The organism is Methyloprofundus sp. (genome assembly GCF_965251085.1).
Lineage (GTDB): Bacteria > Pseudomonadota > Gammaproteobacteria > Methylococcales > Methylomonadaceae > Methyloprofundus.
The window spans coordinates 2,867,193-2,884,107 of the sequence record NZ_OZ252594.1 but is presented as its reverse complement, the minus strand read 5'-3'; the positions used below and the strand labels follow the sequence as shown (position 1 = coordinate 2,884,107).

General features: G+C 42.1%; 13 protein-coding genes and 1 tRNA gene. 13 read left to right on the top strand and 1 reads right to left on the bottom strand.

Features of this window, described 5'->3' with window-relative positions; all coding sequences use genetic code 11:
* The first annotated feature begins 3 nt into the window (after nt 1-3).
* The 4 genes from ACQY3F_RS13415 (at nt 4) to ACQY3F_RS13400 (ending at nt 6,056) form a co-directional block, all read left to right on the top strand.
* A complete protein-coding gene (locus ACQY3F_RS13415; RefSeq protein WP_428355389.1) occupies nt 4-1,197 on the top strand; it encodes a hypothetical protein in 1,194 nt (397 codons plus the stop codon).
* 697 nt (nt 1,198-1,894) lie between these two features.
* Nucleotides 1,895-3,073: an NAD(P)/FAD-dependent oxidoreductase gene (locus ACQY3F_RS13410; RefSeq protein ID WP_428355388.1), complete on the top strand. Its 1,179-nt coding sequence runs from the start codon at nt 1,895-1,897 to the stop codon at nt 3,071-3,073.
* A gap of 561 nt (nt 3,074-3,634) precedes the next feature.
* Complete coding sequence (locus ACQY3F_RS13405) at nt 3,635-5,566, top strand: TonB-dependent receptor (RefSeq protein WP_428355386.1); 1,932 nt, start codon at nt 3,635-3,637, stop codon at nt 5,564-5,566.
* Between the two features lies 1 nt (nt 5,567).
* A complete protein-coding gene (locus tag ACQY3F_RS13400) occupies nt 5,568-6,056 on the top strand; it encodes a transcriptional repressor (RefSeq protein WP_428355385.1) in 489 nt (162 codons plus the stop codon).
* 674 nt (nt 6,057-6,730) lie between these two features.
* On the opposite strand, the gene ACQY3F_RS13395 is transcribed toward ACQY3F_RS13400, so the two are convergent.
* Nucleotides 6,731-8,533, bottom strand: a complete 1,803-nt coding sequence (locus ACQY3F_RS13395; RefSeq protein ID WP_428355383.1) for an IS1634 family transposase — start codon at nt 8,531-8,533, stop codon at nt 6,731-6,733.
* Between the two features lie 474 nt (nt 8,534-9,007).
* On the opposite strand from ACQY3F_RS13395, the gene thrS reads away from it, so the two are divergent.
* From thrS to ACQY3F_RS13350, 9 genes are all read left to right on the top strand, one after another.
* Complete coding sequence (thrS, locus tag ACQY3F_RS13390) at nt 9,008-10,915, top strand: threonine--tRNA ligase (protein ID WP_428355381.1); 1,908 nt, start codon at nt 9,008-9,010, stop codon at nt 10,913-10,915.
* 23 nt (nt 10,916-10,938) lie between these two features.
* On the top strand, nt 10,939-11,463 hold the full coding sequence (infC, locus tag ACQY3F_RS13385) for a translation initiation factor IF-3 (protein WP_428357687.1): 525 nt from the start codon (nt 10,939-10,941) through the stop codon (nt 11,461-11,463).
* 292 nt (nt 11,464-11,755) lie between these two features.
* Entirely contained in the window at nt 11,756-11,953 is a 198-nt protein-coding gene (gene rpmI, locus ACQY3F_RS13380; RefSeq protein WP_428355380.1) for a 50S ribosomal protein L35, read from the top strand.
* A 17-nt stretch (nt 11,954-11,970) separates the two neighbouring features.
* On the top strand, nt 11,971-12,333 hold the full coding sequence (gene rplT, locus ACQY3F_RS13375; protein ID WP_428355379.1) for a 50S ribosomal protein L20: 363 nt from the start codon (nt 11,971-11,973) through the stop codon (nt 12,331-12,333).
* A gap of 221 nt (nt 12,334-12,554) precedes the next feature.
* Entirely contained in the window at nt 12,555-13,574 is a 1,020-nt protein-coding gene (gene pheS, locus ACQY3F_RS13370; protein WP_428355377.1) for a phenylalanine--tRNA ligase subunit alpha, read from the top strand.
* Between the two features lie 14 nt (nt 13,575-13,588).
* Nucleotides 13,589-15,961 carry a phenylalanine--tRNA ligase subunit beta gene (pheT, locus tag ACQY3F_RS13365; protein WP_428355376.1) on the top strand — a complete coding sequence of 791 codons (2,373 nt, stop codon included), beginning with the start codon at nt 13,589-13,591 and terminating at the stop codon, nt 15,959-15,961.
* Nucleotides 15,962-15,966: 5 nt separating this feature from the next.
* A complete protein-coding gene (gene ihfA / locus ACQY3F_RS13360) occupies nt 15,967-16,266 on the top strand; it encodes an integration host factor subunit alpha (protein ID WP_428355375.1) in 300 nt (99 codons plus the stop codon).
* Complete coding sequence (locus ACQY3F_RS13355; protein ID WP_428355373.1) at nt 16,247-16,600, top strand: MerR family transcriptional regulator; 354 nt, start codon at nt 16,247-16,249, stop codon at nt 16,598-16,600. The genes ihfA and ACQY3F_RS13355 overlap by 20 nt, the downstream gene beginning before the upstream one ends.
* 95 nt (nt 16,601-16,695) lie before the next feature.
* Nucleotides 16,696-16,772 (top strand) — tRNA-Pro (locus ACQY3F_RS13350).
* Nucleotides 16,773-16,915 lie beyond the last annotated feature (143 nt).

Here is a 16,915-nt window from a genome sequence, read left to right as displayed (position 1 = left end):
GCGATGAAACATAAAATAATAAAACTATCACTTTTGGCAGTTTTGGCTACGAGCAACGTGCAGGCGGCTGACAAAGTCTCGGATGAAGCTTCATTAATGAATGCCATTGAAATGGCAAATGCTGATAGTAGCATTCACAAAATTGTATTTGAGAAAAATTCTCAGATTGACTTAACTAGCGCAGTTATATATACAGGTAGCCAAGATTTAGCAGTGCTCGGCAACGGCTCAACAATTAGTGGAGCAGCGATTGGTGATGGTGATACGCTAACTTTTATAACAGCGGGTAATATATCAATTCAAAAGCTTGCCGTAGTTGATAGTACCGCACGTGGTGTCGTTGTAGAAATTCCAGCTGATGCCGAAGGCGATGATATACAAGTGTCATTACATAAAGTGAAAATACTGAGATCAGCACTGTATGGCTTGCATATTGATGATAATGCAGATGAGCTAGATGATGGAGAAGAGGGTTCGGCCATAGGTATAGAGCTGAATATTTCACACTCCAGTTTTATCGCTAATGGAACTGGAGCCATTGATTACGATGGTGTTCGAGTTGATGAACGTGCGGATGGAGATATTCATGCCACAATCAGTCATACGCATATAGATGGTAATGGTGGTGATGGTATAGAGCTGGATGAAGCGGGCGATGGTGACGTTGATGTAACAATGAGGCATGTCACTTTAAATGGCAATGGTTTCTTTAATGAAGAAGATCTGGATGATGGCTTTGATATTGATGAAGCAGGCGCGGGTGATGTCATCGTTTCATTATTTAAAGTTGAAGCTAAAGACAATCAGGATGAAGGTCTGGATTTTGATGAGGCTGGCGCAGGAAATGTCAAGTTAAAGCTACGTAAAGTTGTGGCAATGAATAATTTCGATGAAGGCATTAAGGTGGATGAGGAAGATGCTGGAAATATCGAAGCGAAGTTGTTCAAAGTTGTAGTGCAGGGTAGTGGCGATGATGGTATTCAATTTACTGAGTTAGGCGAAGGCCGTGTTGAAGCAGAATTGAAAAAAGTATCAGCGACTGAAAACGCAAAATATGGCGTTAAGATAGAGCAATGGGATATTGAAGATGAAGGCGCGGATACAGCTGAAAAGGGCGCTCTTAAAGTTAAAAATCTTACTCTAGATGGCAATGGTAAGGGTGACGAACTTATATTACATAATATTATTGTTGAATAAGCTGTCGTCCCCCTCCGGCTTGGTCGGGCAGAGAGTCTTTATTCAAAACAGATAAAAGCCCACCTTTTCAGCTGGGCTTTTTTTATGCAGAAGAACAGTTAACCTGAAAAATCAGTTGAGCGCGAATTTCAGATAACCTGATCTCTCTGAAAACAATAGGATATTTATTACGGTTCGTAGGATGCTGCTGAGGAACGAAGCGCATCATTCGCGATAGATGCGCTTCGTTCCTCAGCAGCATCCTATCTATTTTAGTCTCACCTTATTATCTTTTATGAATTGCTATACTTTTGATTTTATTGGGATTACACAAGCTCCATTCTGGTTATTGTTTGATTTTAGGTGCTATTGCAACATTTGAACTGTTGCAGTTTAAATGCCAAACTATAAAAATTTGCGTAGAGTGCGGCTTTAGCTCGTTTGTTGTGACATTTATGGGTTAAAGCCTCGTACTACAATAAGTTTTTCTGATTACCCATAACCCTCAGCTATACTTCGTCATTCCTGCATGCTTTAAGCAGGAATCTAGTCGGATAAGCATAGATTCCCGATAAAGCTTGTGCCCACGCTTGACTGGGTAGACTTCGGGAATGACGAAGTTTTTAACATGCTGATGTTTCATGCTTTATTCTACTATGGCTGAGAGTTGTACGTAACCAGGTAAGTTTTTATCATTTGTCTTATATTTGAAATTAATATGCTTGAAGTAGATGTAATAATTATTGGTGCCGGAGCGTCGGGCCTGATGTGCGCAATAGAAGCAGGTAAGCGGCAGCGTAAGGTGCTGGTTTTGGAGCATGCGAATAAACCGGGAAAGAAAATTCTTATGTCAGGCGGTGGGCGTTGTAATTTCACTAATTACAGCGTTGAAGCAGAGCATTTTGTATCGGAAAATGCGCACTTTTGTAAATCAGCTTTGAGCAGGTTTACTCAATGGGATTTTCTGGAAATGATTCATGCACAAAATATTCCCTATCACGAGCGGGAACACGGGCAGTTGTTTTGTAATGAAAGTGCGCGGGATATATTAAACCTGCTATTAGGCGAATGTGAAAAAGTTGCTGCGAATATCCAGTTAAATACTCAAATTCAAAATATTCAACGACAGGGTGAGTTAGGGTTTAAAGTGAAAACTAACCGACAAGAAATTTCCTGCCAGTCTTTAGTGATCGCCACGGGCGGTTTATCAATTCCTAAGATGGGCGCGACGCCATTTGCCTATAAAGTTGCTGAGCAATTTGGCATTAAAGTACAGCCTACCAGGGCAGGGCTGGTGCCTTTTACACTGCATGTTGAAGATAAGGAAAAGTTTTCTGCGCTTTCGGGCTTGGCACTACAAGCCACTATTGGTAATGAGCGGCAAAGTTTTACTGAAAACCTGCTGTTTACACACCGTGGATTAAGTGGCCCTGTGGCTTTGCAAATGTCTTCATATTGGCAGGAAGGTGAAGAATTAACAATAAACTTGTTACCTGAGATGGATTTGCAGCAGCTGTTACAAGCGCAACAACAAAAAATTAAGCTGAAAGTTAAAAATTACCTGGCGCAATTCCTGGCAAAGCGATTGGTAGCAACCTTTTTGCCAGCAGTATTACTTGAGCTGTCTTTGCTGGATTTATCCCATAAGCAAATCCAGGCCATCGCTGAGCTATTTAACCAATGGATCGTTAAGCCTAATGGCACTGAAGGCTATCGTACGGCTGAAGTGACGCTGGGTGGAGTGGATTGTCATGCCATATCATCTAAAACGTTGCAGGCGAATCAGGTGCCGGGGCTTTATTTTGTGGGTGAAGCGCTGGATGTTAGTGGTTGGCTGGGGGGCTATAATTTTCAGTGGGCCTGGGCATCTGGCTGGTGTGCTGGTCAGGAAGTATAGAGATTAATAAGTGGAAAAACGTTGTTATCAAAGGGCTTATCTCGCCCAAATAAAGTGTGGCTTATAATCCTAGAAAAATCAGTTGCTCACAGTTTCTAGCTCAAGCTCTTGATTCCACCGCATTTCTAAAAAATGCCCGCTTAAGCTATGGGTTGAATCTAAGATTTTTTGAAAGTATTATATTAATTCAATATCTTGCACTATAAATTCGAGCTCACCTGAACTCTTGGATAATAACTTGATACCAATGATTAACAGGTAGGTTGGCGCTGAGTATACGAAGCCCAACAATCACTGTGCAATATCATGTTGGGCTTCGTATACTCAGCGCCAACCTACACGCTTTAGTGTCATCTAATTACCTTATGAAAACGGTAAGCTTTTGATTTCTTTATGTCGAGGTCAGGTGTTCTGAGGGTAATCAAACAGCCTTGACAAAGTAAATATAGACACAGTAAATGTTATAATATAACATATCATTTTGTTTCGCTATTATGCTTGAGCCTAATGTTTTTTAGACAGTGTTGTTATTTATTAATTCTTTTTGTTCCATGTGTTGTCATGGCAGAGGAAATACAGGAATTAGAGCCGGTCATTATTTCCGCGCCTTTACATAAAAAAGCTGCAGAAACAGTGCATCCGGTTAATATTCTTGCGGGTGATGATTTAGCGCAAAAGCAGGCGACAACCATTGGCGAAACCCTGAAGGGTGAGCTGGGTATACATAGCATGTCTTTCGGTTCTAATGTTGGCCAGCCCGTGATAAGGGGGCAAACAGGACCCAGAGTACAGGTCTTGCAAAATGGCTTGAGCAGTCTGGATTTGTCGGGCACCAGCCCTGATCATGCCAACAGCACCGAGGCTTTGTTAGCCGAACGCATTGAAGTGTTACGTGGGCCAGCCAGTTTGCTCTATGGTAGTGGTGCCATTGGCGGTATTGTTAATGTCATCGATAACCGGATTCCCATGTACGTGCCTGAATCGGCAGAACTGGCTTTTGAACAGCGCTATAACTCAGTCTCAGATCAATGGAGTAGTGTTTTAAAGCATGATGGTGGCCTGGATAATTTTGCCTGGCATATTGACGGCTTTTATCGTACGAGTGATGATTATCATGTGCCTGTTGACTCGAATGGATTGGGTTATGTGCCGAATACCGATGCAGAAAGTTGGAGTGGGACGGTCGGCGCATCGTGGATAGATAACTGGGGAATGCTCGGTTTTTCAGTGAATTATCTGGATAATAATTATGGTGTACCACCCGTCGATGAGCTGGTGCGTATCGATTTAAAGCAAACCCGTTATGATGCTAAGGCGGAGTTTTATGAGCCTTTTTCCTGGGTGGAAACTTTGAAATTGCGCTTTGGATATAACGACTACCAGCATGTTGAATTAGAGGATGGTATCACTGTCGGTACGCAATTTGATAACCAAGGTATAGAAGGGCGTGCGGAATTAGTGCATAAACAACTCGGATTTATAGATCATGGCGCATTTGGCTTTCAGGCAATCAGTAAAGATCAGGTTGCCACGGGTGTGGAAGCGTTTGTCCCACCGTCTGAAACGGCAAATTATGCGGTGTTTATGGTCGAGGATATACATGCTGGAAATCTTGCGTATGAATTCGGTTTACGCGTGGAGCATCAACAAATTGATGCAGAAGGTTTTGCGCGTAAACAACATACGCCGGTAAGTGCTTCATTATCGACGCTATGGACTGCCACCGATAATATATTTACTAGTTTGGCTTTTACCTTTTCTCAGCGTGCACCAGATGTACCTGAATTGTTTGCTGACGGGGTGCATTTTGCAGCGCAAAGCTATGAATTGGGCGATGAGAATTTGCAGGTAGAAACCTCCTATAATCTTGAGCTGAGCTTTAGCGCAGAATATGAGTGGTTTAGCACTGAGTTGAATTTGTTTCATAACTGGAGCGATAATTATATTCTGCAAGAAAACACCGGCTATTGGTTTGATCTGGATAATGAAAATTTCGTTGCAGTCTGCAATGCTGATGAGGATTGTTTGCCTGTCTATCAGGCGAAGCAGAATAATGCGCGCTTCTATGGTTATGAAGCTGAGCTGGGAATTCCCTTATGGGAAGGTGTGGAGAATCAATTTGAGCTGACCTTATTTAGCGACTTTGTACGTGGTGAGTTAGTCGCCGGGGGAAATGTGCCGCGTATGCCACCGCTGCGTTATGGTTTTCAGTTTGATTATTTCGGCTATGATGCTTTTTCCGCAGGCTTAAGATTAACGCGAGCAGAAGCGCAAAAGCATGTCGGCGAGAATGAAACACCCACACCAGGCTATATATTGTTGGCCGCCAATGTTTCTTATAACGTACAGCTGGCAGAAAAATATGACCTGCTGGTGTTTGTAAAAGGGAATAACTTGCTTAATGAAACGATACGTAATTCAACCTCATTTCTTAAAGACTATGCGCCAGAACCAGGGCGTGGCGTGGAACTGGGATTGAGGATGAGTTTTTAATATGAAAAAAAATATCGACGATACAGCTTTGCAGGGCGGACATAATCACCGTGGCTGTATCGATCATGCATTGCAGACAGCAGAGCAAATTTGCTTAACAAAGGGTGTGCGCCTGACCGCATTAAGAAAGCAAGTGCTGGAGCTTATTTGTGCTAATCATAAAGCCATTGGCGCATACGAGTTACTGGATTTGTTGCGCGAACAAGACCCAAAAGCAAAGCCGGTGACTATATACCGTGCTTTGGATTTTTTAATCACAGCGGGTCTGGTACATAAGATCGAATCGCTGAATGCCTTTATTGGTTGTTTGCAAGCTGAAACCCAGCATAAGTCGGCCATTTTAATTTGTGATCAATGTAAGAATGCTTATGAAATAGATGCGACAGCAGTTTATGAGAGCTTGTTTGCACTAAGTGAAGCAGTGCAATTTCAACCTCATTGCTTAACTTTGGAGTTGCATGGTTTATGTGCAAGTTGTAAGGAGGATTAAAGTAGTTCTGGAGATACCGTTATAGAAACTACAGGTCTATTTGCAAGATTATGCTTTATTTATGACTTATATATAAACCTAGAAAAATCAGCTGCTCACGGTTTCTTGCACAGGCTTTTGATTCAACAGCACTTCCAAAAAATGCCCGATTAACCCACAGGTGAAGCTAAAACCTTTGAAAGTGTTACATTAATTTAATATCTTGCACTATTATTCCGCGCCCAACTGATTTTTCTAGGATAAGGCAGTACAATTACTGATACACAAAAAGCTAAGGCTTATTTACTCCTCCCTTTTGTTAGCGTACTTACGCAGTGCTGCTTATTTAGTATTATTCCCATTTAGCACAGCCTAAGGCACCTGGAAACAAATAATTATCCAACTTCAGAACTCCTGATCTCGACATAAAGAAATCAAAAGCTTACCGTTTTCACAAGATAATTAGATGATACTAAAGTGCAAGGTTGGCGCTGAGCATGCGAAGCCCAACATGATATTGCACAGTGATTGTTGGGCTTCGCGAGCTCAGCGCCAACCTACATATCAATCATTGGCATCAAGTTATTATCCTAGCCCATCTTTCGATTTCAGTGACAACAAATCATTTAAAAACAATTAGATACACACAATCAGGCCTTGCTGTTGGCACTACAGATTTTTTATTTTGAATTCGGCTAAATCACTGTTTTTTTAACACCCCCTGGTTGTGCTGATATTTCTAGCGCTTTATAAATGACGGATTGTCGTGGCTCTGCATTCGTTGCTTTCCTTAAATGAATCGTCTTCCCGTCTTCTCGCCGTAAAATAACAGTAATGCGCTGCTGGTTTTCCATGATCCGTCGAATTGTTTGCCAGCTATCATTAATATGTTCAGTCTTGAGTTGATAACGAAGGGTCTGGACGAGATGATAGGCAATGAGAGTGATAAAGATATGCCCATTAACCCGTTCTTCTTTTCGATGGTAGATAGGGCGTAGCCCGAGTTCACTTTTCAGACTGCGAAAAACACTTTCTAGATCGGTTAGCATGGTGTAGGTGCGCCAGAGCGTTTCTTCATTCCAGTCGGTCAGGTTGGTGCGTAAGCAATAGACACCGGGGTGGGTTGCCTGCGAGTTGGCTTTTTCCACACGCTTCCAGCTGATTGAGTTGGCCTTGTCTCCTTCATCATCAGGTACGACCGTTACTTCATAGTGCTGTGCTGCACGCGCGTATTTTTCCTTTATGCGTCCCAGCCGTTCTAACACTTTTGTATAATTTTTTGTGGTTCCTTTTTTGCTCAATCCAGCATGCAGGCTGTTGAGTGCGGTTTCATATTTTTCTGAAAAACTATCCTGCATGGCTTGTTCTTTCTTTTCCCTGAGTTGCGAGTGACAGTACAGTTCAATTTCTCCGGTCTCTTCTACAGTCACTTTTTGAACTTTTACGCGTTGCCCCGGAATATCTTTGATCAGAGTTGCCTTTTCTTCATCGAAATCCCGCTTGCGTTTGCGTGAGACAACAATATAGTGAAAGCCATGCTCAATGAGATACTGGATGTTTTCTTCACTGGCAATGCCTGCATCAAGTATCACAGTGGATCCTGTTCGCCCTTCCAGTCCTTCAAGTATGGTTTGCAGGGTTTGTGGTTCACTTGCATTACCTGGGAAGATCTGGATTTTACGTGGAAAGCCACTGCCATCAAGCACCAGCCCTAATGTAACCAGGGGACAGTCACTGCGCTTTTCCTTGGAGCGGCCTCTTTGGGCGGCTGGGTTTGTTTTGGCTTCGCCTTCAAAGAAGGTATTTGTCAGATCATAACGCGTGATAGTTTCACTGAAGCTGAACAGATCCCGTTCTTGCTGATATAAATGGGTTTCAATGGCTTCCCGGTGTTTCCATAATTGGTCGGATACCTGATACAGACGATCCAGCCCCATGTCTTCGAAGTCATAGTCGATTAACTCACCCAGCGCACTGGTGGTCTGTAGCCAGCCATGTGTGGCTAATTCGCTTGCAGGCGAGGCCATCCGGGCAATGATAGTGCCGAGGGAAGCGGCAAGCTGATGTTGATTAAAACCCAGTGATTTCAACTTGTCATCCAGTGTTAACTGCTTGACAGCGTGTAATGCGATTTGCTCAACCCCAACACGGCGCGGGCGCACAAGTTCTATATTGCTGATATCGACTGTCTCAAATTGTACGTCGTTATTTATATCTGTACTGCGAGATGCGATGATTTGGGCGGCATAACATTGAGCCAGTGTTTCGAGTGTTTCTTCTAGATCAATGGTAAGCCAGTCAGTCTGTGCAGTAAGTAATTGATCAATACGACTTGATAGTGATTTCCACTGGGACTTGGGTACATCAAAGTAACGGCCAAGGTTAAGCAGGGTGTGTTGTTTGACTTTGCCATCAAGCCGCACGGATTCGACTAGCCGAAACGTTTTGTAGGTCTCGCCAGTTGCCTTGGTTCGGAGCGTTGTGCATCGGATATACATACTTGAATTTTTCCATAAAAATCAAGTGAATGCAACTATTTTTGTTATGTTATGGCACTACGCTTTGCTTGGAAATGCAAATGTTTGTAATGATTAGGTTTTTATTTTTTTATCCTATTAAAATAGACCTGTTAGTGGTTTTTGAGCGAAAAACGACTGAACATGGGCTAGAGTTCAGGTGGTCTGAACTTTGCAGGTCTTTTTGTCCGTCATTAGCACTGTAGTAATAGTTACGTAGCCAGCTATGCGCCTACTTCTACAGCACTAATGACAAACAAAACTCCTGTCCAAATATTGGTCGCTTATTTATTTCCTGGTGCCTAAGTTAATAAAAACACTTAAGTATATGTATACAAAGATATTAAATTACGAGTATAATTTGCCGATTAACTATCTTTCGGCTATTGGAGGCCGGGAGAGATAGGCATTGCTTAAGCAATGCTTTTTTATTTTATATGCCTGAGAAAAGATTGTATGCCTGTAATTACCTTGCCTGATGGTTCAAAACGTGAGTTTGATGAAGCTGTGACTGTTATGCAAGTCGCACAATCTATCGGCTCTGGCCTGGCAAAGGCGACCTTGGCAGGTAGAGTTGATGGTCAGCTAGTAGATGCCAGCACCGTGATCAATGATAATGCAGAGTTGCAAATTGTTACGGCTAAAGATGATGATGGTATTGAAGTTATACGTCACTCTACCGCACACTTACTGGCGCAGGCGGTTAAGCGAACTTTTCCAGAAGCGCAGGTAACCATAGGTCCGGTTATCGAAAATGGCTTTTATTATGATTTTTCTTTTGAACGTCCCTTTACACCTGAGGACATCAAGAAAATAGAAAAAGAAATGCAACGCCTGGTTGCCAGTAATCTGGAAGTTACGCGTTCTGTGGTTTCTCGTGATGAGGCAGTTAAGTTTTTTCGTGATTTAGGCGAGCTTTATAAAGCGGAAATTATCGAGTCGATTCCTAGTAATGAAGATTTATCTTTGTATACACAAGGTGATTTTACTGATCTTTGCCGTGGGCCGCATGTGCCGAGTACCAGTAAGTTAAAGGCCTTTAAATTAATGAAAATTGCCGGAGCCTATTGGCGCGGTAATTCAGATAACGAAATGTTGCAGCGTATTTACGGTACAGCATGGAATGATAAAAAAGAACTTAAGGCTTATCTGCATCGTTTAGAAGAAGCAGAAAAGCGCGATCATCGTAAGCTAGCGAAAACTTTAAATTTTTTCCATACTCAGGAAGAAGCGCCGGGCATGGTGTTCTGGCATGAGAAAGGCTGGATAATATATCAGCAGATTGAGCAATATATACGTGATAAATTGCGCGTGCATGGTTATGGCGAAGTAAAGACGCCGCAGCTTGTCGATCGTAGCTTATGGGAGAAATCAGGACACTGGGATAAATTTGGTGACATGATTTTCACCACTCATTCCGAGCATCGTGATTATGCCATTAAGCCGATGAACTGCCCGTGTCATGTGCAGATTTATAATCAAGGCTTAAAGAGTTATAAAGATTTACCTTTACGTATGGCTGAGTTTGGCTCTTGTCATCGTAATGAGCCATCAGGAACTTTGCATGGCTTAATGCGGGTACGCAATTTTGTTCAAGATGATGCACATATTTTCTGTACAGAAAGCCAGGTGCAAGATGAAGTGTCGACTTTTATCGATTTATTATTTGAAGTATATAAGGATTTTGGCTTTGAAGATGTATTAATTAAATTGTCCACGCGACCTGACAAACGAGTGGGTTCTGATGAGGTCTGGGATAAAGCAGAAAAGGCTTTAGAGCTTGCTCTGGATAAGAAAGGTCTGGACTGGGAATTGCAGCCAGGTGAAGGTGCTTTTTATGGGCCTAAAATAGAATTCTCATTAAAAGATTGTTTAGAGCGTGTCTGGCAGTGCGGAACCATTCAGGTGGATTTTTCCATGCCAGACCGCCTTGATGCCAGTTTTATTGCCGAAGATGGTTCTAAGCAAGTGCCAGTAATGTTACATCGAGCCATCTTAGGTTCCTTGGAACGGTTTATCGGTATTTTAATTGAACAACACGCGGGAACTATGCCTTTATGGCTTTCCCCTGATCAAGTTGTGGTGCTAAATATTGCTAGTCGCCATGATGAATATGCAGAACAAGTGCATGCTGAATTGAAAAAACAAGGCTTTAGAGCAAAAATAGACTTGAGAAATGAGAAAATAGGCTTTAAAATTCGCGAGCATTCTATGCAAAGAGTCCCTTATCTGCTAATTATTGGTGATAAAGAATTAGAAGATCAAACTGTGACAGTAAGATCACAGAAAGGCGATGATCTGGGTGGTTTTTCGGTGGATAGTTTTGTACAGCGACTGAGGCAAGAGATTGAGCAAAGAAAGTAATTTAGTAACTGGAGGAATAGGGTATCGCTTCTAAAAAAGATGCAACACGTTTAAATGATGCAATTACTGCAAGACGTGTCAGAGTTTCAGGTTTGCCAGAAGGGCAGGGTGGTGTTGTTTCGCTGAGTGAAGCAAAACAATTGGCTGCCGAAGCAAATATGGATTTGGTAGAGGTTTCACCGAATGCTGATCCGCCAGTTTGTAAAATTATGGATTACGGCAAATTTTTATTCGATCAGAATAAAAAGATGGCGATAGCCAAGAAAAAACAAAAGCAGATTCAGGTTAAAGAAATCAAATTTAGACCTGGAACTGATATTGGGGATTACAATGTTAAGTTGCGTAATTTGACCAAATTTCTTGAAGAAGGCAATAAAACCAAGATTACTGTACGTTTCAGAGGTAGAGAAATGGCGCACAGGGAAATTGGCATGAACCTGCTTAAGCGAGTGGAAAAAGACCTGGAAGAACTGGCAGCTGTTGAGCAATTTCCTAAAATGGAAGGTCGCCAGATGGTTATGGTTCTAGGGCCTAGAAAGAAAAAATAAATTTATAAAGTGTAGGTTGGGTTAGATTTTTTTGCAAAGCAATAAAAACGTAACCCAACAGAGATTTGCATGATGTGCAAATGTTGGCTTACGTTATCAGCGTTTCGCAGATAAGCTAACCCAATCCAACCTACACCCACTTTTATCTTTAGGAATAAAGGGTGGAAGACAAATTTTAATTGTTGCTACTGTAGGAACAGTAGTGTTATCAATTCAGTCGGGCCAGTGCATTTTGCCTTGCTGGGTTTTTATAACAGGGACGTGTTATTTTTATATTAATCGGAGAAAATAAATGCCAAAAATGAAAAGCCATAGTGGTGCTGCTAAACGCTTTAAGCGTACAGCAAATGGCGGTTTTAAATGTGGAGCGTCACACCGTCGCCATATTTTGACTAAAAAATCGACTAAGAGAAAAAGACAGTTGCGTAAAGCGGCTACTCTTCATCCATCAGATGTGCGTATGACTGCACGTTTGTTACCTTATAGCTAATTTTTTAGGAAAAGAGAATGGCCAGAGTAAAACGTGGTGTAACAGCCAGAGCAAGACATAAAAAGATTTTAAAGCAAGCGAAAGGCTATTACGGAGCTCGTAGCCGTGTTTATCGTGTTGCTAAGCAAGCGGTAATCAAAGCAGGTCAATATGCTTATCGCGACCGTAAAAACAAAAAACGTACTTTCCGTGCTTTATGGATTGTGCGTATCAATGCAGCTGCGCGTCTATGCGACATTTCTTATAGCCGCTTAATTAATGGCTTAACAAAAGCAAATGTAGCAATTGACCGTAAAGTATTAGCTGATATCGCAGTGCGCGATATGGATGCTTTTGCTGAAATTGCAAAAATTGCTAAAGCAAATCAAAGCTCGCTATAGAGAATAACGACAGTTATTCCTTTTGCAAGGTTTGAAGAAAGGGCTGAAAAGCCCTTTTTTTTGCTACGGAATATGCACGAAATAAAACAAGATGTAGGTTTAAATGTATTTTTACTTGCTTATAAATTTTTGCTAAGAAAAAATGTTGATGGCAAATAATCTTTAATTATTTCGTACATGTTTCACCCCTTATCCCCCCCTTTACTATAAGCGAAAGATCCGTGTCAGCGACCCTCGAAGAAATTCTTGCACAAGCCCTACAGGAGCTTGAAGCAGCAAATGATTTACAAACATTAGATCAAATCCGTGTGCAATATCTGGGTAAGAAAGGTGCTTTCACCCTACAGATGAAGCAGCTAGGTAAACTAGACCCAGACCAAAGGCGCACTGCGGGTCAAGCGATCAATAATGTTAAAGCCGATTTTCAAAACACTCTGGAAGAACGTCGCAATGCTTTGCAACAAGCAGAACTTGATGCGCGTTTGGCAAGTGAAACCATCGATGTGACTTTGCCCGGTAGAGGCCAGTCTGTCGCAGGCTTACATCCGGTCACTCTTACTTTAAGGCGGATATCTAAAATCTTCTCCAGTGTCGGTTTCAAAGTAGAAGAAGGGCCGGAAATTGAAGATGATTATCACAATTTTGAAGCGCTGAATATTCCCTCACATCATCCTGCACGAGCGATGCACGACACTTTTTATTTTGATGCACATACCTTATTAAGAACGCATACCTCACCGGTACAAGTGCGTGCTATGGAAAAATATCAACCGCCTCTTAAAGTGATTGCACCGGGACGGGTTTATCGCTGTGATTCTGATGTTACACATACGCCTATGTTCCACCAGGTAGAAGGTTTTTTGGTGGATGAAAATGTCAGCTTTGCTGATTTAAAAGGTGTGGTTTATGAATTTTTAAGAGCCTTTTTTGAAAAAGATATACAGGTACGTTTTAGACCTTCTTATTTCCCGTTTACCGAGCCTTCCGCTGAAGTTGATATCGAATGTGTGATGTGTGACGGCAAAGGCTGTCGTGTGTGCAGTCATACCGGCTGGTTAGAAGTGATGGGTTGTGGCATGATTCATCCTGAAGTATTTAAAGCCGTCAATATCGATACCGAAGATTTTACCGGTTTTGCCTTTGGTATGGGCGTCGAGCGATTGGCTATGTTGCGTTATGGCATAAATGATTTAAGACTGTTTTTTGAAAACGATCTTAAATTTCTTGAGCAATTTAATTAAGGGAGGGTTGAATAATGCAATTTAGTGAAGCCTGGTTAAGAGAATTAGTCAATCCAGCGTTAGATACACAGGCACTGGTCGAACAGATCACCATGGCAGGGCTGGAAGTTGATTCCGTTAAACCAGCTGCAGCAGAATTTAGTGGTGTTGTCGTTGGAGAAGTGGTCTCTGTTGATGCGCACCCTGATGCGGATAAATTAAGAATTTGCAATGTCGCCGTGGGTGAAAGTGAGCCCTTGCAAATTGTTTGTGGCGCAAGCAATGTTCGTGAAGGTTTAAAAATACCGGCAGCCTTAATTGGCGCAGTATTACCGGGTAATTTTAAAATTAAAAAATCTAAATTACGTGGCGAACAGTCTTTCGGCATGCTCTGCTCAGAAAAAGAGCTAGGTCTGGCCACTGACGCCGATGGGCTTATGGAATTAGCCGCAGATGCGCCAGTAGGAACAGATATACGCGAGTATTTATCCTTAAACGACCAGTTAATTGAAGTTGATCTAACGCCAAATAGAGCGGACTGCTTAAGTGTAGAAGGGATAGCCAGAGAGGTTGCGCTACTAAATGATCTTGAATTTAAAGTGCCTGCTGTCAGCCCCGTAGCGGTTGATCATCAAGATAAATTGAATGTTAAAGTCAGTGCGCCAGAGGCCTGTCCGCGTTATTTGGGGCGATTAATTAAAGGGGTTAACCCAACTGCTGAAACGCCTTTATGGATGCAGGAGCGCTTGCGTCGCTCAGGTTTAAGAAGCTTAGGGCCTGTTGTTGACGTGACAAATTATGTGCTATTGGAAATGGGCCAGCCTTTGCATGCTTTCGATGCTGCGAAATTATCCGGCGGAATTGAAGTGCGCCTAGCGCATGCTGATGAAACATTCAGCTTATTAAATGATCAGGAAATTAAAGCGAACACAGAAACGCTAGTGATTGCAGATAGCGAAAAAGCATTAGCTTTAGCGGGTGTTATGGGCGGCAGTGAGTCAGCTGTTGCAGATAATACTAAAGACATATTTCTGGAGTGTGCCTTTTTTAATCCCAGCTTTATGATGGGCAAAGCGCGGCATTATGGCTTGCATACCGACTCTTCACATCGTTTTGAACGAGGTGTGGATGCTGAGCTACAAAGCAGAGCTATAGAGCGTGCTACCCAGCTTATAGTTGATATCGCAGGTGGAAGTGTTGGTGCTATTACTGAAGTCACGGTAGATGAACATTTACCGCAACGCCCTGCGGTTACATTACGTGCACAAAGAATTAAACGTATTCTAGGTGTCGCTCTTGCTGAAGCGGAAGTTGAAGGTATCTTGCAACGTTTAGGCATGGCAGTTGTGAAAGATGCCGAAGGCTGGCAGGTAACTCCTCCTGGTTTTCGCTTTGATATCGCCATAGAAGCTGATTTAATAGAAGAATTAGGTCGTGTCTATGGCTATAACAACTTGCCGCAATCTAGCTTACTGATGCGTTCAGCATTAAGTCAGGCGCCAGAAGCAGTTCTGGAAATTGATCAGATTAAAGATTTATTAGTCGGGCGCGATTATCAGGAAGCGATTACCTATAGTTTTGTAGACGAAGAGTTGCAAAAAACACTGGTACCTGATGATACTTATATCAAACTACAAAATCCGATTTCATCAGAACTTGCGGTGATGCGTACCACGCTTTGGTGTGGCTTGTTACAGGCAGCGGCATATAACACTAAGCGCCAGCATACACGAGTGCGTTTGTTTGAAGCGGGGCAGCGTTTTTTAGGTACCGATGTTGCGCAGCAAGAAAAAATGCTGGCAGGTATTGCATTAGGCTCAGCTAACCCCGAGCAGTGGGGAGAGAAAGCGCGTAAAGTTGATTTCTACGATATAAAAGCAGATGTAGAAGCAATCTGTGCCTTGACCGGGCGTGAAGTGCAGTTTATAGTCGCTAAACACAGTGCATTGCATCCTGGTCAAAGTGCTGAAATTCAAACTATGCAAGGGCAGTCTTTGGGCTGGATAGGTATGTTGCATCCGACGCTGGAAAAACAACTGGGCTTTGATAGTAATGTGTTTTTGTTTGAGCTATCTCAGACAGTTTTATTAGACAGAAAAGTTCCAGCTTTTAATAGTTTGTCTAAGTTTCCATCGGTACGTCGTGACCTAGCACTATTATTGGAAGAACAAGTGTCTTTTCAGACAGTTAAAAAGTGCATCGATGGCTGTCAGGAAAAACTAATTCAGGACGTTATGGTATTCGATATATACCGTGGACAGGGCGTTGAACAAGGGTATAAAAGTATAGCGTTAGCATTAATTATGCAAGATGCAACACAAACTCTTACAGATTCTGAAATTGATGCTATAGTTAACAGGGTGTTAGACGCTTTATCTAACAAATTAAGTGCAAAATTGAGAGATTAGAATAAATGGCAGTAACTAAAGCAGATTTCGCAGAAAAATTATTTGATGAAATTGGTTTAAATAAGCGCGAAGCGAAAGAAATGGTTGAACTTTTTTTTGAGGAAATTAAGACTTCACTTGAGCAGGGAGAGCAGGTAAAAATCTCAGGTTTTGGTAAGTTTGAATTAAGAGACAAAAATAGTCGCCCAGGAAGAAACCCCAAGACGGGTGAAGAGATTCCTATATCAGCACGTAGGGTCGTTACTTTTAGAACCGGACAGAAGTTAAAATCGCGAGTAGAAGCCTATGTTGGAGCCAAGCAATAATAACGAATTACCCCCCATTCCTGCAAAACGCTATTTTGCAATAGGAGAAGTCAGTGACTTATGTGGTGTTAAGCCGCATGTATTAAGGTACTGGGAACAGGAATTTGAGCAACTAGAACCCGTTAAAAGGCGTGGCAACAGGCGTTATTATCAACGCAATGATGTTATGCTGATTCGTCAGATTAGAGCCTTGTTATATGAACAAGGTTATACGATAGGCGGTGCTAGAAGTCATTTGGAAAGTGATGATGCTAAAGACGACTCAGGGCGTACCAAGCAGGTTATCCATCAGATGATTGGCGAGCTGGAAGATATTTTAGAAATATTAAAATAATCATTGATAAGCTGGATAGTTGCTATATACTTGTCCAACTGATCTATATGGCTAACGTTCGTTAGACATTCTAAATAGTAAAAAGTTCAAAATGTCGGGGCGTAGCGCAGTTTGGTAGCGCACCACGCTGGGGGTGTGGGGGTCGTAGGTTCGAATCCTATCGTCCCGACCAATTGAATCAAAGGCTTATATGAAAATATAGGTCTTTTTTTATGCCTGCAGTTCAGTGGCTAAAAACGTCTTGTGGTAAAGCTGTTTATTTTTACTCTGGTATTTCGGCAAGAGTCGCAACTGCTCATGAGCAAAGACAATAAG

Excerpts from the sequence above, each read along its gene's own strand:
- thrS (WP_428355381.1), top strand. The coding sequence starts at position 9,008 with ATGCCTGTAATTACCTTGCCTGATGGTTCAAAACGTGAGTTTGATGAA.
- pheT (WP_428355376.1), top strand. The coding sequence starts at position 13,589 with ATGCAATTTAGTGAAGCCTGGTTAAGAGAATTAGTCAATCCAGCGTTA.
- ACQY3F_RS13415 (WP_428355389.1), top strand. The coding sequence starts at position 4 with ATGAAACATAAAATAATAAAACTATCACTTTTGGCAGTTTTGGCTACG.
- ACQY3F_RS13395 (WP_428355383.1), bottom strand. The coding sequence starts at position 8,533 with ATGTATATCCGATGCACAACGCTCCGAACCAAGGCAACTGGCGAGACC.
- ACQY3F_RS13355 (WP_428355373.1), top strand. The coding sequence starts at position 16,247 with ATGTTGGAGCCAAGCAATAATAACGAATTACCCCCCATTCCTGCAAAA.
- rpmI (WP_428355380.1), top strand. The coding sequence starts at position 11,756 with ATGCCAAAAATGAAAAGCCATAGTGGTGCTGCTAAACGCTTTAAGCGT.
- ihfA (WP_428355375.1), top strand. The coding sequence starts at position 15,967 with ATGGCAGTAACTAAAGCAGATTTCGCAGAAAAATTATTTGATGAAATT.
- ACQY3F_RS13400 (WP_428355385.1), top strand. The coding sequence starts at position 5,568 with ATGAAAAAAAATATCGACGATACAGCTTTGCAGGGCGGACATAATCAC.
- ACQY3F_RS13405 (WP_428355386.1), top strand. The coding sequence starts at position 3,635 with ATGGCAGAGGAAATACAGGAATTAGAGCCGGTCATTATTTCCGCGCCT.
- ACQY3F_RS13410 (WP_428355388.1), top strand. The coding sequence starts at position 1,895 with ATGCTTGAAGTAGATGTAATAATTATTGGTGCCGGAGCGTCGGGCCTG.
- rplT (WP_428355379.1), top strand. The coding sequence starts at position 11,971 with ATGGCCAGAGTAAAACGTGGTGTAACAGCCAGAGCAAGACATAAAAAG.